The sequence below is a fragment of the Ekhidna sp. genome (genome assembly GCF_039960695.1).
Classification (GTDB): Bacteria; Bacteroidota; Bacteroidia; order Cytophagales; family Cyclobacteriaceae; genus Ekhidna.
The window spans coordinates 383587-404336 of the sequence record NZ_JBDVKP010000020.1; the positions used below are offsets into that span (position 1 = coordinate 383587).

Consider the following 20750-nt stretch of genomic DNA (forward strand, 5'->3'; position numbering starts at 1 on the left):
TCGTTGAATTATGAGCACACACAAGAATTCAAACCGCGCAGTAAGACTCCCTTTGTATATAGCGCTCACACTTTGCGTAGGTGTTTTTATCGGTGCAAACATGGCCGGATCGTCAGCTTCGCCTACTTCAGACTTCATGCAGAGTCTCAGTAAGTTCAGGCAAGTACTGACACATATTGAAAATGACTATGTGGATGAAGTGGACAGCGATGAGTTGGTTGAAAGTGCAATCACCAATATGCTGGAGGATCTTGATCCACATACATCATACATCCCAGCCAAAGACTTAGAGCTCATTCAATCGAGACTTCAAGGAAATTATGAAGGAATTGGCGTTGAATTCAATATTTTCAAAGATACGATCCATGTGGTCAGCCCGCTGAGTGGTGGACCTTCAGAAAAACTTGGAATTAAGGCCGGGGACAAAATCATTAAGGTAGATGGAGAAAATGTGGCTGGAATCGGAATGACCAATCAAAAGGTAGTGGAAATGCTCCGTGGACCCGGTGGCTCAGAAGTTATAGTCAGCATTAAGCGCAAGGGAGAAGATGAATTAATTGATTTTGCTATTGAACGAGATGTCATTCCACAATATTCTGTTGATGTTTCCTACATGGTTAACGATGAGATCGGCTACATCAAGGTTGCTAGATTTGCCAACTCTACTTACTTAGAATTTAAGGAAGCACTCCTCAAGCTTCAGGAGGAGGGAATGAAAAAACTGGTTATTGATCTGACCGGAAATCCTGGTGGATATTTAAATCGTGCCGTAGAGATAGCAGATGAAGTTTTGGGAGGAAGGCAAATGATTGTCTATACCGATGGAAAAGAAAAAAGATATGTCGAGGAGCACTTCTCAGGAAACCAAGGTGATTTTGAGAACGGCTCATTGGTAGTTATGGTTGATGAGGGATCTGCCTCAGCGTCTGAAATTGTAGCTGGCGCCGTTCAAGACCATGACCGTGGACTCATTGTTGGGAGAAGATCATTTGGCAAAGGACTGGTTCAATTGCCGATTGATCTAAATGATGGCTCGGAACTCAGACTTACCATCTCCAGGTATTACACTCCTAGTGGCAGGAGTATCCAAAAAACTTATTCAGGCGGTAATCTTGATGATTACTACATGGAAGCGTATCAGCGTTATGAAAACGGAGAACTTTACTCATCAGATAGTATCAAATTCAACGACTCTTTAGCTTATCAAACCGACAAAGGAAGAATTGTTTACGGCGGAGGAGGCATCACTCCAGATTTCTTTGTACCCTTGGATACCAGTCAAAATACCAGGTACATGAATCGCTTATTCAGTACTAATTCTTTGCAGGAGTATACAGTGAAGTATGCTCAGGAAAATAGCGATGCACTTAATAGTCTTGGATTTGAAAACTACAAGTCTTCATTTGTTGTCACTGATCAAATGCTGCAAGATCTAATTGCAACAGCAGAGGGCAACAAGCTCAAGTTTAATGAAAGAGAATTCATTCGGTCCAAAGGATTGATACAGCTTTTGACCAAGGCTTATATTGCAAGGGGAATTTGGGACAATGAAGGATTTTATCCCATTTTCAATGAACAAGACGAAATTTTTCTCAAAGCGATCCAGTTAATGGATGAAGCAGATAAAATAGCACAGCGATAATATGACTTACTATCATCGACTAGGTGAAATACCACCCAAAAGGCACACCCAATTCAGACAACCTGATGGAAGCCTCTATGCGGAAGAATTGGTTTCTTCACGCGGTTTTTCAGGGATTTATTCAAACTTATATCACATCAATCCGCCAACTCGGGTAGAAAAAGTTGGCGCATCTAACGTGTGGAAAGAAGAGATCGCTAAAGATTATACGCTTAAACAAACACACCTAAACACATCTAACGTAGAGACAACGGGCGATGACTTTCTGGAAGCCCGAAAGATCTTATTCAAGAATAAAGATGTGAATATGGCTATCTGTCATCCAACCTCCAGGAAGATGGATTATTACTATAAAAATGGGCAGGCAGATGAAGTACTATTTATCCACGATGGAAATGGATACCTCTACTCGCAGTTTGGAAAGCTAAGAATTAAACAAGGTGACTATGTGGTGATTCCTCGAACGACCATTTATCGTCTGGAATGGGATGAAGGACCACTAAAGCTGTTGATTATTGAATCCACCAATCCGGTAGAAACGGTGAAAAGATACCGCAATGAATTGGGTCAGTTGCTGGAGCACTCTCCATATTGTGAGCGAGACATTCGTCCACCTTCTGAATTGGTCACGGAATCTGAAAAAGGAGAATATCTTGTGAAAATCAAGCATGATGATATGCTTCATGATTATTACTATGCTCATTCTCCATTTGATTTGATCGGCTGGGACGGATATTTATATCCTTACGCCCTTTCCATTCATGATTTTGAGCCTATTACAGGCAGAATACATCAGCCGCCTCCTGTTCATCAAACATTTCAGGCATACGGTTATGTGATTTGTTCATTTGTACCAAGACTGTTTGATTATCATCCTCAGGCTATCCCAGCCCCATATAATCACTCCAATATTGACTCAGATGAAATTCTTTATTACGTGGAAGGAAACTTTATGAGCAGAAAGGGAATTGATCGTGGATCCTTCACCTTACACCCTGGCGGACTCCCACATGGGCCTCACCCCGGAACAGTTGAAGCGAGCATTGGGGCAAAGGAAACGGAAGAGTTGGCGGTAATGCTAGATACCTTCGGTCCGATCTATGTGACAGAAACAGGCCTTCAGTACGTAGATGACAATTATCCGATGAGCTGGAAATAGTTAATAAGTCCTTGTAACTTCTTCTACTATCCAAAGTACTTTCTGTACAATTCGGGTAGTTAAATGCGCCATATAACATTTATTAACTGCATTTAACAACTGGATTCGTAAAATTTGAGGAAATGTGCAACTTTTTCATGGTGTTGCTCATCCTTATTACAAGGTTAGGTTTTCAAACAAGAAGTTTTAGACGCTCATTTAGAAACAAGGACTAATAATGAAACCCAAGCTCAATAAACTCATAACGCTGCTGCTGCTACTCAGCACTTTTGCTTTCTTGATGGAAGCCGAAGAAAGAGTCTCAACAGTGGCACAAAAAGAGCTTTCTAAGTGGGCGTCTTTACTTCCTGTTAATCCAGAAAGCCATGATTTAGACTCAATAGGTCAATATTCAAAAAGAGTCTCAATGCTTCATAGTATCTTATCAGACGACCCAAAAAAAGTTAATTCCGCAGACAATTAGGGAAGCAAAATTTCGTACTGTTTTTATAAAAGTGTGCCGGTTTTTCAAATCGGCTTATTTTTGTTACAAACTTGTCACCCTATGAATAATGATTTATACCTCGATTTTCTTGCCAAGTGGCAGCAGATCGTCTACATCCTAGTCTTTATCACTCTTGGTATTGGCGTACTCAATTATCTCTTTTATAAGATTTCCTTCATGTCAAAGGCCACTTTTAAAGAGAAGTTTGACTTAGCAAGCGAAAAAGAATCTAAGAAATTACTTTCAGGACATATTTTTGTTGCTATCGCTCTCTTCTTATTCTGCAATACGTTGGAATATGAAACAATGCAGCTCGACCCTTTGTGGTTTTTCATCCGTCTTTTTGTTTCGCTTTGTATTGGCGTATTGTATGGATACATCGCACAATTGATCATTAAGTTTTACTATCCGGGCGTACTGGAGAAAAAACTAAAGAAGCTTAGATACACCCCGCGAATCAATCCGGAAAATGGAAATAAAATGAAGCTTCTTAGTGAATCTGAAGAAGATGCTTATTTGGATGAGGGTATGCAAGCAGAAGAAAATGTATTCTCTGTAGATTATGATGTTTGGATAGATGAAGCATCCGGATATACCAAAATTGAAAAATACAAAGGCCATCTAAGTGCTCTTGAGTGTGACCGATGTGGATTTCAGACCTTAAGACTTCAGAAAGAAGAAATCATTAAAGAAGCAACCGATACGGAAGATGGTGAACTTCAAAAAGAATTTAAATGCTCTTATTGCAATCGTATCAAGCGTAAGAATGTGATTCTGACGCATAAAATTAAAGAAAGCTCTACAACAGGTACGTTAATAGACAATCCACTTGATCATGACAATAGAATTTCCGTTGTTAAAATCGAAATTCATGGTTCAAATGGGGAGTTGAAAGAATACGATTTCCAAAACCTTGATCAGGCCAAAAATTTCTTAAATGAATTTGATTTTGAGAAATTACGGGAAGAGTCAATCTAACCTTCCTGTATGATTAGAAGAAAAATTGGGCTCGCAATCGGGCCCATTTTATTTTGTGCTGTTTTTTTTGGCGAGCCATTCGATGGTTTGAACGTTGAAGCTAATGCCGTGCTCGCTTCAACCCTTTGGATTGCAACCTGGTGGCTCTCAGAAGCCTTACCAATCGCGGCAACAGCGTTGTTACCTATCGCACTACTTCCTCTTTCAGGTGGGGCACCTATTGTACAAACCACAGCAGCCTATGGCGATAAAATGCTCTTCCTATTCGTGGGCGGATTTATTATTGCGATTGCCATGCAGCGATGGAATCTGCATCGAAGAATTGCTCTGGAAATTATTGCTGCAATCGGAACGAATGCTCGATTCATAGTATTAGGTTTCATGCTGGCTACAGGCCTGCTCTCAATGTGGATTTCCAACACGGCAACAACCCTGATGATGGTGACTATAGGTACTGCCCTAATAGCGGAAATGAAAGAGTTGACCGGAGAGTCGGGCAAAATGTTCTTTAAAGCCCTTCTACTTGGAATCGCATTCTCTGCTTCTATTGGTGGCGTAGCAACACTTGTTGGTACCCCGACCAATCCCATTTTTGTATCTATTGCCAATCAACTATATGATGAGGAAATAAGCTTTGCTGCATGGATGGCATTTGCATTACCATTTTCATTGATCATGCTTGCTTTATGCTGGACCGTATTGACCCGACTTGTATTTCCATTGCATAAAGTTGCCATGCCAATTGGCCGGGAGATGATCTTAAAAGAAAAGGAAGTGCTAGGCAAAATCAGTCAGGAAGAAAAAGCTGTAGCCATTGTATTTCTTACAACCGCATTTCTTTGGATTACACGCTCATTCCTCCTTTCTAAATTTATTCCTGGTATTAATGACACTGTCATAGCTATTGCTGCAGCTCTTACCATGTTCATCATTCCATCTAAGGAAAAAAAGGGGCTTCCATTACTTACATGGGAGGAAGCAGAAAAGCTTCCCTGGGGGGTGATCATACTTTTTGGAGGAGGTTTATCACTGGCAGCTGCTTTTCAAAGCTCTAATCTTGCTGAGTGGCTTGGCTTGCAACTTACAGGTCTTTCAGAGCTACCGCTGTTTTTCATTATCCTTATAGTTGCTCTTTTTGTGAACTTCTTAACTGAGGTCACTTCTAATGTAGCTACTGCTTCCATTATGCTTCCTGTTTTGGCCTCTTTAGCAGAGGCTATTGGCGTTCATCCATTTTTACTAATGATCCCTGCAACGATGGCTGCCTCTTGCGCATTTATGCTGCCAATAGCAACGGGACCGAATGCCATCGTATTTAGCTCTGGTGAATTGCAGATGAACGATATGGTGCGTGCAGGAGTGTGGCTTAATATTGCTTCAAGCTTGCTCATAAGCTTGCTTGTCTACTTCGTATTGCCTGCGTTTTTATGATTCTTGTTTGTGTTGGCTATGTATACACCTACACCAACAGCAGCCATGCCTAGATAATGTAATAGATAGAGTTTTTCGCCATCAATTACACCCCATATGACAGCAAAAACTGGAATGATGTAAGTAACCGAGGAAGCAAATAGGGCATCTTTCATTTGCAATACCTTATTGAAGATGATCAATGCTATTGCGGTACCTAAAACTCCCAATAGGCAGATGTAAAAAGTTGCGATTCCGGTTCCTTCTACGCTCATAAGTTTTGGCCAAAAATCAGTGAAGCCAAAAAGATAGACTGTAGCTAACGGACCAACCAATAGTAGAGAAACACTTGTGACTGTGACAGCATGCACATCGTTCAATTTTTGTTTGATGAGGTTAAGATTTGACGCATAGCAAATGGTCGCTAATACAACCAAAAAGGCATATGAATTTACCCCACTAAATGAACTCCCTTTACCAGCAGTAATTAGAATAGCGGTACCAACAAAGCCAACGATTACACCTAAATAAACAGCTCTTGCTTGCTTTTGCCTAAAAACAAAGAGTGCGATCAAAATAGTGAATATAGGCACCAGACCATTGAGCACTCCTGTAATAGCACTTCCCAAACGTGTTTGTGCAATAGCAAAAAGAAACGCCGGCACAAGGCTACCCAACAAACCCACCGAAGTGTAATAATGTAGTTTTTTTCTGTCTATAGTTTTGAACCTCTTAATCGCAGATGGTAACAAAAAAAGCGAAGCTGCAACGATTCTCAACGAACCAACTTCCTCTGGCTCCAAACCAATTAATCCTTTCTTAATTAAAATGAATGAACTGCCCCAAATAAATGCCAAAATAAGAAGTAGACCCCAAGCTAGGAGAGGAGATTTTTGCATGAACGTAAGTTAAGATCGCGACTTATTAAATTGCAACTTCTGCAAAAAGTTCAGGAATACTCAGCAGCGTTTCCTTTACCTCTTGAGCGGATTCTGATTCAACCAGCGTAGTGCGAATAGGCTTAAAATTTGGTATCCCTCTGAAATAATTGGTGTAATGTCTTCGCATTTCAAATAGTCCCTGGCGATCTCCTTTCCACTCAAGTGAAAAATCAAGATGTTGTACAGCGACCTGTACTCTTTCATCTAATGTTGGCAAAGCAAGGCGTTCTCCTGTTTTCATGAAATGTTTAATTTCATTAAATATCCAAGGGTAGCCTATGGCTGCTCTTCCGATCATGATGCCATCTACACCGTATTTATTTCGATATTCGAGCGCTTTTTCCGGTGAGTCTATGTCACCATTTCCAAAAATTGGAATATGAATGCCTGGATCATTTTTAACCTTAGCGATAGGACCCCAATCGGCTTCACCTTTGTACATCTGCTTTCGAGTACGTCCATGGATACTTAATGCCTGAATCCCAACGTCCTGCAGGCGATGTGCTACTTCATTGATCTTGATAGTAGAATCGTCCCATCCCAATCGCGTTTTCACAGTGACAGGCTTATTCACTCGTTTTACAATTTCTGCAGTCATCTCCTGCATCTTGGGTAGATCCAGCAAAATCCCTGCTCCAGCTCCCTTGCACGCCACCTTCTTCACAGGGCATCCATAGTTTATGTCAATGATTTCTGGATTTGCCTCCTCGGCAATGGAAGCAGCCTCCCTCATTGATTCAATTTTGTCTCCAAAAATCTGAATTCCTATCGGTCGTTCGTAATCATAAATGTCCAGTTTCTGCACGCTTTTCTCGGCATGCCTGATCAAACCCTCTGAGGAGATAAATTCCGTATACATCAAATCTGCTCCATTTTGCTTGCAGACAGCTCTAAATGGCGGATCACTCACATCCTCCATGGGTGCTAGCAATAATGGAAACTCTCCTATTTCTATGTCACTGATTTTAACCATTTCGAACGGTTATATTTGCCCGCAAAGTTAGTTATATGCAGGACATTCTAAGAAATTATGCAGAAGATAAGCAGCAAGCCCGAGCATGGGCTTTTGGCTTAGGACTGACGGCTTATATTTCAATTGTAATGATGCTTGGAAGTGGAGGTGATGATGTTGACACCAGCATGATTTTAGGAATGGATCCGATTTTTCTACTGGCAGCTCAAGGAGTAGTAGCCACGTTGATGTTTATTGGCGTCCCTGCGTTATTCAATGGAATAGCCTTAAAAATTCCATTTAGTGAATACTTTTCTAACGTTTCCTTGATCACTGTTGGAATGACCGTCCTTATTTCAATCAGCTTTATGGTTGTAAATAGTGCCATTGGCGAATGGAACATGAACCTTGACTTTGGCAGTTCTGATTTTGCTGAGTGGGCCAAACAATCCGAAGAGCAACTAAAAGTATTAACCGAACATCTCACCAATTTCACTGGCACAACTCATTTTATGATGGCCTTTGTAGTTGTAGCAATCATCCCAGCCATTGGCGAAGAACTGCTTTTCAGAGGACTCATTCAGAATATGTTTTCAAAAGCATTTGGAAATCATCATGTAGCAATATGGGTGACAGGATTCATTTTTGCCGCAATTCATATGCAGTTTTTTGGAGTAATGCCACGAATGCTACTGGGTGTTCTTTTCGGATACTTGTATCATTGGTCAGGAAAGTTGAGCGTTGCTATGATTGGCCATTTAGTGAATAATGGACTTGCACTCATTGCACTGTATCTGACACAACAAGATGTGGTAAAGGTTAGTCCTGAACAAATGGAAGAGGCAGCACCATGGCCAGTGGTGCTACTTTTTACGGTAATTTCGTTCGTGCTCATCCGAACTTTCTACAAAAAATTTCAGCATGCGTGATTGGCAAGTAATATATTCAGACGATCAGGAGCATCGTGTAGACATTGTGAAGGCTGTGTTGGATGACAAAGGATTGTCGCCAGTGAAAATCAATAAGCAGGTTTCTCAGCATGGTTTCGGAAATTTCGAAATATTTGTGTCTCCAGACCATGTGATCCGGGCCATCAGAATCATTAAAGAAGAGATAAAGTTTTGAGTAGATATCCGGACCTTGCACCACGATTTTTCTCTGCCGTCATTGGTGGAATGATCATTATACTATCCCTCATTTGGAGTAAATGGGGGTTTTTCGCCATATTCCTTTCTATATCCTGCCTAACCATTTGGGAGTTTTATAGACTCATGCGATTGCAAAGCTACCTTCCTATACGATTTCTTGGAGTAACGATAGGTGCGCTTCTATTTACCATCACCTTCTTCATTGAGACAGATTACTTGTCGCACCAGAATTATGTAATGCTTTTTCCGTTGGCCTCATTTGTATTTCTGATAAAGCTCTATAAGAAAAGCGATGTTCATCCTTTCATTAACATAGCTCTTTTCTATCTAGGCATCATATATGTTGCCGTCCCATTTGCATTGACAAATCTTCTTGTGTTTCACAGCGGTGAATACTCCTATGAGATCATACTGGGCCTGCTATTCCTGACCTGGGCCAACGATGTAGGCGCATACTTTACAGGCATTCTCTTTGGACGAACCAAACTGTTTGAACGAATTTCTCCAAAAAAATCATGGGAAGGAAGTATTGGTGGTGCCGCCACAGCTGTTCTCGTAGCAATAGTTATCGGCTTTTACTTTGAAGGGCTTAATGAAATTGAATGGATCAGCGTAGCAATTATTGTAGTCATAGCTGGCACATATGGTGACCTGGTTGAATCGCATTTTAAGCGCTCCATTCAGATAAAAGATTCGGGCACTATCATCCCTGGCCATGGAGGATTTTTGGATCGATTTGATAGCTTATTGATTGCGGTTCCTTTTGTTGTAGTTTTCTTGAAATTATTCTAAAGAGAAGCAGAAATCCAGTTAGCTTTGCGGGGCAAAATAAACAACAGACCCCATTTTACTTTTTTCCTATGGCATATATAGAACCTGCGCCAATAAAGGACAGAGATAATCCATTTGAGTCCATGATGTCACGCTTTCAGATTGCGGCCGAGCACCTCGGTTTGGATCAAGAAGTGTATGATGTTTTGAAGACGCCTGCTAAACAAGTAATTGTTTCATTGCCAGTAACCATGGACAATGGCTCGATAAAAGTCTTTGAAGGATACCGAGTAATACACTCCACCATCCTTGGACCATCCAAAGGTGGTGTACGCTACGATATGGATGTAAATATCGATGAGGTGAAGGCACTAGCAGCATGGATGACATGGAAATGTGCAGTTGTAGATATTCCATACGGTGGCGCCAAAGGTGGTATCAAATGTAATCCGCGGGAGATGTCTGCAGGAGAAGTTGAAAGACTTACCAGAGCTTTTACACAGGCCATGCACGATGTATTTGGTAAGGATCGGGATATTCCTGCGCCCGATATGGGAACAGGGCCAAGAGAGATGGCATGGATGATGGATCAATACTCACGTAATCATGGCATGACGGTAAACTCCGTAGTAACGGGGAAACCATTGGTACTGGGGGGATCTTTGGGAAGAACGGAGGCAACAGGTCGAGGTGTAATGATATCGGCACTTGCTGCTATGGAAAAGCAAAAAATCAACCCCTTTAAAGCGACTTGTGCTATTCAAGGGTTCGGGAATGTAGGCTCTTGGGCAGCCCAGCTTCTTGAGGAGAGAGGTGTAAATATTGTTGCTATCAGCGATCTGTCAGGAGCGTACTATAACAAAGAAGGTATCAACATCAAAAAAGCCATGGAGTACCGCGATGGTAACAATGGTAGCTTGGAAGGATATGGTGGAGTCGAAAAAATTGATCCTGAAGAATTATTGCTACTTGAAGTAGACGTACTTGTGCCAGCTGCAATTGAAGACGTTATCACTAAAGCCAATGCAGACAAGATCAAAGCGAAAATGATTGTAGAGGGAGCTAATGGACCAACTTCCGCCAAAGCAGATGCTATCTTAAATGAAAAAGGGATTCTAGCTGTACCGGATATTCTTGCTAATGCAGGTGGTGTAACCGTCTCATACTTTGAGTGGGTTCAAAACCGATTGGGTTATGGCTGGACTCGTGAGCGTGTGAGCAGACGTTCAGACCGAATCATGAAGACAGCTTTTGATAAAGTTTATGCAACATCTGAAGAGTATGGTGTAAGCATGCGTATTGCTGCTTACATTGTGGCTATTGATAAGGTAGCCAAGACTTACAAATATCGTGGCGGCTTCTAGGTTGCTACGCGACTAGAAAATATTTGAGCAAACTGGATATTCTATAGAATCTCCAAGGAGCAAACCGACAAAATGAGATTACATAAAGAAGGCTTAAAGATGATACCAGTAATGGCTGTGCTTACAGGCGGACTGTATGCATTGCTTTATTGGTTGATTCCAATTTTCATCATCCAGGTGATTACAGCTGCTGCTGCCATCATCTTTATGATACTTGTGGTTCGTTTCTTCCGTGATCCTCAGGTGATCACTCCGCCCAAAGATGGCGCGGTGTACGCACCGGCTGAAGGCAAAGTCGTTGTGATTGAACGAGTGTATGAGGGTGAATATCATAAAGATGATCGCATTCAGGTTTCCATCTTCATGTCACCTTTAAATGTGCATGTAAACAGGAGCCCGGTGAAAGGAAAGGTGGATTTCTTCCAATATCATCCGGGAAAATTTTTGGTGGCCTGGCATCCAAAGTCAAGCACCGCCAACGAGCGTACTTCAGTAGGTTTCAAAACTGAAAGTGGTATTAATATTCTAATGCGCCAGATAGCTGGTGCAGTGGCCCGTAGAATCGCATTCTACCCTAAAGTTGGAGATGTCGTGGCTCAGGGGACCTCTGTAGGTTTTATCCGATTTGGCAGTCGTGTGGATCTATTCCTTCCGCTAGATGCTGAAATCAAGGTTAAGATCGGTGATCTGACGAAGGGTGGAGAGACTGAGGTGGCAGAGTTGAAATGACGGATTCTTTTAAGAAAAAGATTGTAAGAGTCTGTAATGAAAAGATTGCAGCCAAAGGTGAAAACGTAGGGCTTTCTTTTTATGCCTTCTTCGCCAACAAAAATGATAACCCAAAACTGCTAATGGAAGTAGCCGAATGGTGGATCTTAAAGAATAAACTAGACCATTTTGAAAAGGCTGTGAAAATCAGAAAAATTATTGAGGATATGTAAGTTGAGATACTTAGTAAAAAGCAAACAAAAAAAGAGTAGAAACTACTCTTTTACCAATTCTGATTCTCATCAATTAACTCACTTCCTGCTATAATTCGGGGCTTCCCTGGTAATGTGAATATCGTGTGGGTGACTCTCTGCATACCCTGCGGCCGATATTTTTACAAACTTCGCTTTATGTAGATCTTCTATTGCTGCGGCACCACAATATCCCATACCCGCTTTCAATCCTCCTACCATCTGGTAAAGAACTTCTTGAACAGAGCCTTTGAAAGGTACCCTTCCGACGATTCCCTCAGGCACAAGCTTCTTGATGTCATCTTCAGCATCCTGGAAGTAACGATCTTTCGATCCCTCTTCCATAGCCTCCACTGAACCCATGCCTCGATAAGACTTGAATTTTCTACCTTCATATAAAATCACCTCTCCTGGTGCCTCTTCAGTTCCAGCCAGCAATGATCCTATCATAACTGTATTTCCTCCTCCAGCAAGAGCTTTCACTACATCACCTGAGAATCTTATTCCCCCATCTGCGACAACTGGAACTCCAGATCCTTTAATTGCTTGCGATGACTCATATACAGCAGAAAGTTGCGGAACGCCAACACCGGCAATGACACGGGTTGTGCAGATACTTCCAGGACCAACCCCCACTTTCACTCCATCGGCACCGGCATCCACCAAAGCTTTCGCTGCTTCTGCAGTAGCAATGTTGCCTACTATTGTCTCTAAATCAGGAAAGGCCATTTTAATTCTTTTCGCCATTTCTATCACTCCTTTGGAGTGGCCATGTGCTGTGTCTATGGACACCAAGTCTACACCTGCTTTTACCAATGCAGCAATACGATCTTCGATATCAGGTGTAACACCGACAGCTGCACCTACTCTCAATCTGCCGTATTCGTCCTTACATGCGTTTGGACGATCTCTGTTTTTCAAAATATCTTTATAAGTAATCAGTCCAGTGAGTTTTCCTTCTTTGTCTACAATCGGAAGCTTCTCAATCTTATGCTTTTGAAGTATAGCTTCTGCCTCATTTAAACCTACCTCTGCAGTAGCTGTAATGAGGTTTTCTTTGGTCATGATATCTTTTACCGGCTTCCTCGGCTTCTTTTCGAACCGAAGATCACGATTGGTGACGATACCTATGAGTTTATTCTCTTTGTCTACGACAGGAATTCCTCCGATTTTGTTTTCTTTCATAATGGCCTCCGCATCACTTACGGTTGCATCTACATGCAGGGTAATCGGATCAAGAATCATCCCACTCTGAGATCGCTTGACTTTGCGAACCTGAACCGCTTGCTGATCAATGGTCATGTTCTTGTGAATGATTCCAATACCGCCTTCCAAAGCCATAGCAATGGCAAGTTTGGCTTCTGTCACAGTATCCATCGCAGCAGAAACTAATGGAATATTTAGTCGGATATTTCTCGTAATCTGAGCAGAAGTGTCCGTATCACGCGGAAGTATTTCTGAATAACCAGGGAGGAGAAGCACATCGTCATAGGTAAGTGCTTCGAAGAGGAATTTGTCGTTTATCGTCATGGCAAATAATACTGAACTATTATGATTATTTGCCGTGCAAAATTATGTCGGTTTCATAGAATAAGTACTATCGCAAGACATATTTTTACCAAATGGAAATATGGAGTTCACTTTACGAGCAGCTTCTTGAGACCTCATGGCTGGAATTTATCGCCGTGATATGTGGTATTCTGAGTGTTTGGTTCAGCAAGCAAGAAAGCATCTTAGTCTACCCTTTTGGGATTGTCAGTGTGGTCATCTTTGTTTACTTGACTAACAAATATGGCTTGTATGCTGAAACGGGTATTAATGTATACTATTTCTTGATGAGCATATACGGTTGGTGGAACTGGAAGAATACCAAAGATATTGCTGCAAGTCAGATTCCGATTACAAGAAGCTCCACGGGTGGTCATTTTGTAAATGTGGGCACATTCCTACTTGCTACTATATTCATTTACATCATGCTAATAAAATTCACGGATAGCACCGTCCCTTTGATTGATTCGATCACTACTGGGCTCGCTATTACAGGAATGTACCTCATGGCACTAAAGAAGATTGAGCATTGGCTGTTTTGGATTGCTTGTGATTTGATTTCAATTCCCTTGTACATCTATAAAGGACTGCCATTCACAAGTTTGCAGTTTCTTGTTTTCACGGCACTGGCTATCATGGGATGGATGTCCTGGAAAAGAAAATTGATAATGAGTGAAAGCTAAGCGAATTGTTGTATTAGGACCTGAATCGACAGGTAAAAGTGAATTGTGTCAGCACCTGGCTATGCACTATCAAACAGAATGGGTTCCGGAGTATGCCCGTTTTTACCTCGATCGACTAGATGGAGAATACCAACAAAACGATCTAAAGTCGATTGCTGAAGGGCAATTATCCTGGGAGGATGAGAAGGCAGAATATGCCAATGATTATCTAATCTGTGATACCAATTTAGTAGTGATCAAAATTTGGAGCGACCACAAATATGAAAACACCGATAGCTGGATCGAGGAGCAAATAGTGGCAAGGAGCTACGATTTCTACTTGCTTAACAACATTGACATTCCATGGATGCCTGACCCGCAACGTGAACATCCAAAGCTTAGAAAGCATTTTTTTGAGGTGTATAAAGCCTATTTAGATGAACGGAAGCTTCCTTATGCCATTGTTTCTGGAATTGAAGGGGAACGAAAGAAATGTGCAGTAGATGCGATTGAAGAGTATTTCAATGAAAAAGATGCCGGATCAAAGTCCGGCATGACATCTTAATTGGATTTAAGGAAATCTTTAAATTTCTTCGCCACCTTTTCAATTTTCGGACGGGAAACATTCACTATGTATCCATTGTTCGGGTGCTTTTCTTCGTAATCCTGATGGTAGTCCTCTGCAAGGTAAAAAGCATCAAGTTTACTTAATCGTGTGACTATAGGTCTGGAAAAATCTGGTTCCAATTCTTTCATCTTCGCCTCCGCCAGTTGCTTTTGCGATTCATTGTGGTAGAAGATCTCTGAGCGATACTGTGCCCCAACATCAGGTCCTTGTCGGTTAAGTTGAGTAGGATCGTGAGCGGTAAAAAATATTTCAAGTAATGTTTCGTAATCGATGATGGCAGGATCATAATAGACCTGCACAGCCTCAGCATGCGTGGTGCTGCCAGAACTTACCATTCGGTAATCTGCAGTTGACTTATTACCACCTGAATACCCAGAAACAGCTTCAACTACACCTCTAATCTGCTCAAAGGATGCCTCCACACACCAAAAACACCCGCCTGCAAAGGTTGCAGTATCCAGTTTTTGATAATCAATCTCAGCCACTTCTGATTTACTCTTGGCCAAATCTGCTGTTCTATTACTTTCATTGCCTTGCGTTTGGCAACTAAAAAGGAAAAAACCTGCTACTAATGCTAAAATTTTCATGGTCAAATTTTTTATGAATTTACGATAACCTTCCAATAATGGTTTGTCTATTACTGACAATGTAAACCTGCTTACAATTGGTATGTTTAAAATTCAATACGGTAGCTCAGATTTGGGAAGAAGCTGATTTGACTGTCTGACTCTACTCTACGGCGCCCAACATTGTAATATCTAAAGAATTCATTCTCTCGCTGAGTCACGTTTTGAATATCCAGCGAAATCACCGAGGTTATCTTCTTACGGTTTTTTCTATAACTAATTCCAAGATCCATTCTAAAGTAGCCGTTGAGTTTGAGCTCATAGTTATCTTGAAAGCTATAAACAGTTCTCCCTTCATTTAAAGATTCAGTTATGTTAATTGGTGCTTGCCTTTTGCCGCCCGCAAAAATGAATTTTCCATTGAAGCTGAGTGTATTATTTCCGCTTTTACCCACTTTAAACTCCTTACCCGTGAGGAAATTGTAGATGTAGCCACCATCAAACTGAGTGCTTCTTTCAACGCCATCTGAGCCTGAATACTTAGACTTATACAGTGAGGCAGTCGAAAGCATATAAAAGCCATTGGAAAGAAATTTTTCCAGCGTAAGCTCCAAGCCGTAATTCTTGCCAGTTCCATCATTGGCAAGCTCATCTGAGGTGTACCCGTCAAACGTATTTAGAGTAGAAAAGGTAAGCAAACTGTAGTCTGAAGTTGTATCATTCGGCCACACAGGAACATCGAAAAGATACTGATAATAAACCTCCACTTTGAATCTAAGTTTGGGTTTCAACATTTTCTCAAAGCCTAAAGCCGAATGAACTGCCTGAGTGAAGCCAAGTTCTTTATTGTTTTGAACAAAACTTCCATCATTGCTATACTGCCGAGCAGTATAAAGCGCTATGGTCTCCATTCGGCTATGTAAACCTAAACCTCCTGAAATAATATGCGAATCTCTATCCCACTTGAAACCAAGGCGTGGTTCGATATAGCTTTTGCCGCTTAAAGCGAAATGAGAAAAATGTATCCCCGTATTTATAGTAAACTGATCGCTAGGCCTGAACTGCCAATTGCCAAATAGTTGGTAAAATCCTGCGTCATCTTCCTCATCCAAAGGTGTGATATAACTTCTCTCATTTCTGTTCCAAAAGGTGTTGGTCAAGTCATAGCCGAGTCTGCTCAAAATAGTCCCCACTCGAAGGGTATGCTTTGCAGAAAATTTATGATTGAAATAGGTTGAAAACCTGAGTTGAGACTCTATAAAGTCACTAGTCTCTAATAGCCTGACTTCTAGCGAATCATAATCATTTGAAAGTTTGTTATAAGATCCAGAAATGATTGTTTCGAAGTACGAATCATCACTGACGTAATAAACATTAGTGATTCCGGCTACACCAGTATTCTGTTCTTCAGTGTCGTTTTCCCAATCTCCGTTTGATTCGTTGGGTAAAAATCGATAGGTATTTCTTCCACCTAGTCCCCATAGTGAAAATGAACCAAAATTCTTTGTGGGAATTCTCATCTTAAATGAAAGGTCCTGAAACGCTATATCTTCTTGCTCACCCAAAATGTCTAATCCAAGTTCGGTTAACATGGCAAGTGTGGAGTATCTATAGTTAACCAGATAAGAGGATCTACCATTTTTCGAAATTGGTCCCTCTGAGGCAGCTGCGATTCCCAAGAGACCTGCCTGAACTGCATGTTCGTGATTTTCAAAGTTCCCTTGTCTCAGTTGAAGATCAAAAATCCCTGATGTGGCATTGCCATATTGTGCAGGGAAGGCTCCTGTGAAAAAATCAGAATTGGCAAGCATATTATTGCTCAGCATGCTGATACCGCCTGCAGAAGATCCAATGGATGTAAAATGATTTGGGTTGGGAATTTCTACGCCTTCTAGCCTCCATAAAATTCCTTTTGGGGAGTTCCCTCGAATTACTATTTCATTCAATAGGTCATCGCCGCCAGTTTGAACGCCTGCATAAGTAAGAGCTGCGCGTGCAGGATCATTGAATGTTGCAGGGAATCTGCTGATTTCATCCATGCCAAGCGATATAGCTGAGACTGTTGCAAGTTCATTCCTTGGCTGTCCTTCTTTTTCATTTCCGGCGGTGACTACCACTTCATCTAGCTGCTCCAATGATTCAATAAGTCTGGCATTCACTACTACCTCTTTTCCAGCACCCACCAAAATATTCGGCATTGTGATGGATTCATATCCAAGATATGATATTCCTAGTGTCTGTCTTCCGATAGGAACCTTCTCGATTTTGAAGAAACCATACACATCCGTTATGCCTCCCATGGGTGGATTTGTTTCTAGAATTGCGACAGTAGCTCCAATGATTGGAGCGCCAGACTGTTCGTCTGTAACCTGCCCTTTGATTGTTTGTGTGAGTGATTGTGAATAAGTGGTAATAGAAAAGAATAGTAAGACTATTCCCAGAGTAGTCGTTTTCATTTATTGCGTTTTGCGTGATTAGTTGATGGTAGAGACAGCCAAAGCATGGAATGGCTTCAAATCATCTGCATAAATTTTAATTTTGAAAAGGTTACACTAAGGTTACGGGGTAGTTGCTCGAACGTTTTTATATTTTTGAGCAATGCTTAAATCGCACTTCCAAAAGGAAAAAATAGAGGCCGGATGCGATGAGGCCGGCAGGGGGTGCCTCGCCGGGCCAGTTGTTGCAGCCGCAGTGATCTTGCCCAAGAAATACAAACATAAGGATCTGAATGACTCAAAACAGCTGTCTGAAAAACAGCGTGTTGCTATCAAGAAGGATATCGTAAAAGATGCCATTGCTTGGGGTGTTGGAGTTGCATCTCCTGGTGAGATTGATAATATCAATATTTTAAATGCCAGCTACTTAGCCATGGATCGAGCCGTGGAGAAATTAAAAATCACTCCCGAGTTGCTACTTATCGATGGAAATCGATTTAAAACATCCGGTGAAATTCCTTTTGAATGTATCGTGAAAGGAGATGGGAAATTTTTATCAATTGCGGCCGCTTCTATACTAGCCAAAACCTATCGCGATGATCTCATGCGCCAACTAGCAATCGATTTTCCAGGATATGGGTGGGAAACCAATGTAGGTTATCCAACACGTGCCCATAGGTTTGGATTGAAAGAAATGGGTTCAACTCCTCACCACCGAATGAGCTTTCAGCTATTACCTAGTCAATTGGAATTGTTTCCAGATTAGCCTCTCAAGGTGGCTGAGATTTTATCTCTATCCAATGGCTTCTCAAGCATTGAAGTGACTAATGGGTTTTCATCTGCTTTACGCTGATCGGAAGGGTCTATTGAAGAAGTCAATACATAAACCTGCTTCCCCCAGTTTTCAATTTGAGGGAGTACCTCCAAAAACTCCCATCCGTTCATTACTGGCATATTTAAATCCAGAAATATGATATCTACGCTTTGATTTTTCAGAAAAGATATGGCTTCTTCACCATTCATTGCTTTGAAGATCTCGACTTGATTACGCTCCTTTTTTATCGCCAACTCAGCTAATGTGAGGAATATAGGATCATCATCGACGAGCAATATTTTATTTAAATCATGCATTAAAATACACCTTAAACTTAGTCCCTTTGTTTATTTCGCTTTCTACTTCAATGCGACCATTTATTGCCTCGACTTGCTGTTTAGTCATGTAAAGTCCCATGCCATGCCCACTCTCTTCATCAGCATGAAACCTTGACCCAAGTTGAAACATTTTATTTCCATATCTCTCCAGATCTATTCCTCTACCTTGGTCTGCCACTGTTAAAAGTACTTCTTTTGATTGTTTTATAGCGCAAATTTTTATTTTTCGTCGATCTTCAGTGACCCCATACTTCATTGCATTAGTAATCAGGTTATGCAAAATGCTTTGCAGATAGGCGGGTAAAATTCTGAGTGTGAGGTCATCAGGGATATCTACCTCTAATTCAATCTTTTTCTCTGTTGCTGATTTTCGATTAAGAAGCATTATGTCGTTTATCACTTCCCTGAGATTAATCTCTTCTTTCTCCAACATTGAAATATCTTTCTCAAAATTGAGCAAGTCATTGATTGCATCAATGGCCAGGTTCAGTTTTAACGCTGTAGCCTTCAACATGTCAAAGTACTCTTTATTGCCTGGATCGTCTTCGATAATAGTGAGTAAGCCGACAAGATTTGCTACAGATGACCGGAAGTTGTGCGAGGTGATATAAGAAAAATCTTTGAGTCGTTGATTCTGTTCAATCGTCTTACTGAAAAGCTTATGCAGTTCTTTTTCGTTTTGGGTTCGAATCCTGATATTGACAAGCATTTCTGAAAAAAGCTCCAATAGAATGACTTCTTTTTCCGTTGCTTTGTGAAGCTTTTTTACCCAATCGAATCCTACAAATCCCACACACTCTTTTCCGTGTATCATGGGCATCGTCATTAAACTCTGTATGCTCTGATCTTTTAGTAACTGCTTAAAATCTTCTTTTTGCACTTTTTCAACATCATCCACAATCAAAGGGCGACCTTTTAAATGAGCATTTACCAACTCTGGCATAATATCCAATGGAAGATTCTGATTGTTTTGAATTTCAGGTTTTATGTTTTTTCCACACCATTCATAGGTATTGCTACATATACCTTTCTCGGTATTGAAATCAAATACATACGAACGATCTGCTCCAACGAACTCTCCTAATTCTTTCAATGAATCGTTGATCGCTTGCTCTACTTCAGCCAGGGGTAGGTCAATGTACTTGGTAGATAAATTGATCAGAATTCGCTGCATTTCAGCATGTCGTATCAGGGCTTGTTCGGCTTCCTTCTCTTTGCTGATGTTCCTTATAGCACCATCAAAGTAAACCTTGCCATCAATTCCTTCTACCTTGATGGAATTTAAGTATCCCCAGAAAGTGCTTCCATCTTTTTTCCTAAACTCTACTTCCTTATTTTCTATGGAACCCTTGTCAATCACTTCACCTCCAACCTCATTTCTTTGCGCAGGATTTTTATAGAGATCAGACGGGTCCAATTCCATAATCTCTTCCGCAGAATCATATCCAAACATCCTGATAAACTCATCATTTACATAGATGATACCCATCTTGTTTTCACTTCGATAGATAGCCTCGTTGATGTTTTTATTGATGCTTTCAAGCAGCTGCTCTCTATGGCGTATTCTATTTAGAAATTCTCGCTCCTTTGTTACGTCTCGAATCGCTCCATCCCAAAAGACGTTTCCGCTTTCATCTTTGTGCATAATTGTACTTACCAGCCCCACAAATTCTGAATTATCTTTTCTAAGGAAAACAACCTCTTCGTTTTCGTAGGAGTGATCAGCATTAAGTTTTGTTATTAACCTCATGCGATCTCTCGGATCTTTGTACATTTTGGAAATAGCTCTTTTTTTCACCTCTTCATCAGAGGAAAATCCAAACATTTTCACGAAGGCATTATTGACGTAGATTAGCCCGTCCTTATCGCTTCGAAAGACGGCTTCAGTTATGTTCTGGTTAACTGATTCCAGAAGTTGGTTAAAATCCATACTCTTGGGTAAGATAGCTGG

At 41.0% G+C, this 20750-nt stretch carries 21 protein-coding genes; 14 read left to right on the forward strand and 7 right to left on the reverse strand.

Annotation, left to right across the window (positions count from 1 at the left end):
- The first annotated feature begins 10 nt into the window (after positions 1–10).
- The 5 genes from ABJG98_RS17975 to ABJG98_RS17995 all read left to right on the forward strand — a co-directional run bounded on the left by ABJG98_RS17975 (position 11) and on the right by ABJG98_RS17995 (position 5694).
- Positions 11–1642 carry a S41 family peptidase gene (locus ABJG98_RS17975; RefSeq protein WP_348280937.1) on the forward strand — a complete coding sequence of 544 codons (1632 nt, stop codon included), beginning with the start codon at positions 11–13 and terminating at the stop codon, positions 1640–1642.
- A gap of 1 nt (position 1643) precedes the next feature.
- Entirely contained in the window at positions 1644–2801 is a 1158-nt protein-coding gene (locus tag ABJG98_RS17980; protein ID WP_348280938.1) for a homogentisate 1,2-dioxygenase, read from the forward strand.
- A 217-nt stretch (positions 2802–3018) separates the two neighbouring features.
- Positions 3019–3264 carry a hypothetical protein gene (locus ABJG98_RS17985; protein ID WP_348280939.1) on the forward strand — a complete coding sequence of 82 codons (246 nt, stop codon included), beginning with the start codon at positions 3019–3021 and terminating at the stop codon, positions 3262–3264.
- Positions 3265–3345: 81 nt separating this feature from the next.
- Positions 3346–4263 carry a hypothetical protein gene (locus ABJG98_RS17990; protein ID WP_348280940.1) on the forward strand — a complete coding sequence of 306 codons (918 nt, stop codon included), beginning with the start codon at positions 3346–3348 and terminating at the stop codon, positions 4261–4263.
- A 9-nt stretch (positions 4264–4272) separates the two neighbouring features.
- Positions 4273–5694, forward strand: a complete 1422-nt coding sequence (locus ABJG98_RS17995; RefSeq protein WP_348280941.1) for a DASS family sodium-coupled anion symporter — start codon at positions 4273–4275, stop codon at positions 5692–5694.
- On the opposite strand, the gene ABJG98_RS18000 is transcribed toward ABJG98_RS17995, so the two are convergent.
- The gene (locus tag ABJG98_RS18000; protein ID WP_348280942.1) at positions 5667–6572 is read right to left on the reverse strand and encodes a DMT family transporter; all 906 of its coding nucleotides are present in this window, start codon (positions 6570–6572) and stop codon (positions 5667–5669) included. The genes ABJG98_RS17995 and ABJG98_RS18000 overlap by 28 nt on opposite strands.
- Before the next feature lie 25 nt (positions 6573–6597).
- Entirely contained in the window at positions 6598–7587 is a 990-nt protein-coding gene (gene dusB / locus ABJG98_RS18005) for a tRNA dihydrouridine synthase DusB (RefSeq protein ID WP_348280943.1), read from the reverse strand.
- Between the two features lie 35 nt (positions 7588–7622).
- Here dusB and ABJG98_RS18010 point away from each other — a divergent pair, with 35 nt between their 5' ends.
- The 6 genes from ABJG98_RS18010 to ABJG98_RS18035 all read left to right on the forward strand — a co-directional run bounded on the left by ABJG98_RS18010 (position 7623) and on the right by ABJG98_RS18035 (position 11790).
- The gene (locus ABJG98_RS18010; RefSeq protein WP_348280944.1) at positions 7623–8495 is read left to right on the forward strand and encodes a CPBP family intramembrane glutamic endopeptidase; all 873 of its coding nucleotides are present in this window, start codon (positions 7623–7625) and stop codon (positions 8493–8495) included.
- On the forward strand, positions 8488–8691 hold the full coding sequence (locus ABJG98_RS18015; protein WP_348280945.1) for a hypothetical protein: 204 nt from the start codon (positions 8488–8490) through the stop codon (positions 8689–8691). The genes ABJG98_RS18010 and ABJG98_RS18015 overlap by 8 nt, the downstream gene beginning before the upstream one ends.
- Positions 8688–9506 (forward strand): phosphatidate cytidylyltransferase, encoded by an 819-nt coding sequence (locus ABJG98_RS18020; protein ID WP_348280946.1) that lies wholly within the window; start codon positions 8688–8690, stop codon positions 9504–9506. The genes ABJG98_RS18015 and ABJG98_RS18020 overlap by 4 nt, the downstream gene beginning before the upstream one ends.
- 68 nt (positions 9507–9574) lie before the next feature.
- Positions 9575–10849 (forward strand): Glu/Leu/Phe/Val dehydrogenase, encoded by a 1275-nt coding sequence (locus ABJG98_RS18025; protein ID WP_348280947.1) that lies wholly within the window; start codon positions 9575–9577, stop codon positions 10847–10849.
- A 72-nt stretch (positions 10850–10921) separates the two neighbouring features.
- The gene (locus ABJG98_RS18030) at positions 10922–11578 is read left to right on the forward strand and encodes a phosphatidylserine decarboxylase family protein (protein ID WP_348280948.1); all 657 of its coding nucleotides are present in this window, start codon (positions 10922–10924) and stop codon (positions 11576–11578) included.
- Positions 11575–11790 carry a DUF6500 family protein gene (locus tag ABJG98_RS18035; RefSeq protein ID WP_348280949.1) on the forward strand — a complete coding sequence of 72 codons (216 nt, stop codon included), beginning with the start codon at positions 11575–11577 and terminating at the stop codon, positions 11788–11790. Before ABJG98_RS18030 ends, ABJG98_RS18035 begins: the two co-directional genes overlap by 4 nt.
- 78 nt (positions 11791–11868) lie before the next feature.
- Here ABJG98_RS18035 and guaB read toward each other — a convergent pair whose 3' ends face one another.
- Positions 11869–13338, reverse strand: coding sequence for an IMP dehydrogenase (gene guaB / locus ABJG98_RS18040; protein ID WP_348280950.1), 1470 nt, complete (start codon positions 13336–13338; stop codon positions 11869–11871).
- Between the two features lie 92 nt (positions 13339–13430).
- Between guaB and pnuC the strand changes: the two genes are divergently transcribed.
- Together pnuC and ABJG98_RS18050 are read left to right on the forward strand one after the other, a co-directional pair.
- Positions 13431–14039 (forward strand): nicotinamide riboside transporter PnuC, encoded by a 609-nt coding sequence (pnuC, locus tag ABJG98_RS18045; protein ID WP_348280951.1) that lies wholly within the window; start codon positions 13431–13433, stop codon positions 14037–14039.
- Positions 14029–14583: an ATP-binding protein gene (locus ABJG98_RS18050; protein ID WP_348280952.1), complete on the forward strand. Its 555-nt coding sequence runs from the start codon at positions 14029–14031 to the stop codon at positions 14581–14583. Before pnuC ends, ABJG98_RS18050 begins: the two co-directional genes overlap by 11 nt.
- Here the strand turns inward: ABJG98_RS18050 and msrA are convergent.
- Together msrA and ABJG98_RS18060 are read right to left on the reverse strand one after the other, a co-directional pair.
- Positions 14580–15233, reverse strand: coding sequence for a peptide-methionine (S)-S-oxide reductase MsrA (gene msrA, locus ABJG98_RS18055; RefSeq protein WP_348280953.1), 654 nt, complete (start codon positions 15231–15233; stop codon positions 14580–14582). The two genes, ABJG98_RS18050 and msrA, sit on opposite strands and share 4 nt — an antisense overlap.
- Positions 15234–15319: 86 nt before the next feature.
- A complete protein-coding gene (locus tag ABJG98_RS18060) occupies positions 15320–17668 on the reverse strand; it encodes a TonB-dependent receptor (RefSeq protein ID WP_348280954.1) in 2349 nt (782 codons plus the stop codon).
- 142 nt (positions 17669–17810) lie between these two features.
- Here ABJG98_RS18060 and ABJG98_RS18065 point away from each other — a divergent pair, with 142 nt between their 5' ends.
- Positions 17811–18413: a ribonuclease HII gene (locus tag ABJG98_RS18065; RefSeq protein WP_348280955.1), complete on the forward strand. Its 603-nt coding sequence runs from the start codon at positions 17811–17813 to the stop codon at positions 18411–18413.
- Here ABJG98_RS18065 and ABJG98_RS18070 read toward each other — a convergent pair.
- Both ABJG98_RS18070 and ABJG98_RS18075 read right to left on the reverse strand, forming a co-directional pair.
- Positions 18410–18778 carry a response regulator gene (locus ABJG98_RS18070; RefSeq protein WP_348280956.1) on the reverse strand — a complete coding sequence of 123 codons (369 nt, stop codon included), beginning with the start codon at positions 18776–18778 and terminating at the stop codon, positions 18410–18412. The two genes, ABJG98_RS18065 and ABJG98_RS18070, sit on opposite strands and share 4 nt — an antisense overlap.
- On the reverse strand, positions 18771–20729 hold the full coding sequence (locus ABJG98_RS18075) for a PAS domain-containing protein (RefSeq protein WP_348280957.1): 1959 nt from the start codon (positions 20727–20729) through the stop codon (positions 18771–18773). Before ABJG98_RS18075 ends, ABJG98_RS18070 begins: the two co-directional genes overlap by 8 nt.
- Between the last annotated feature and the right edge of the window lie 21 nt (positions 20730–20750).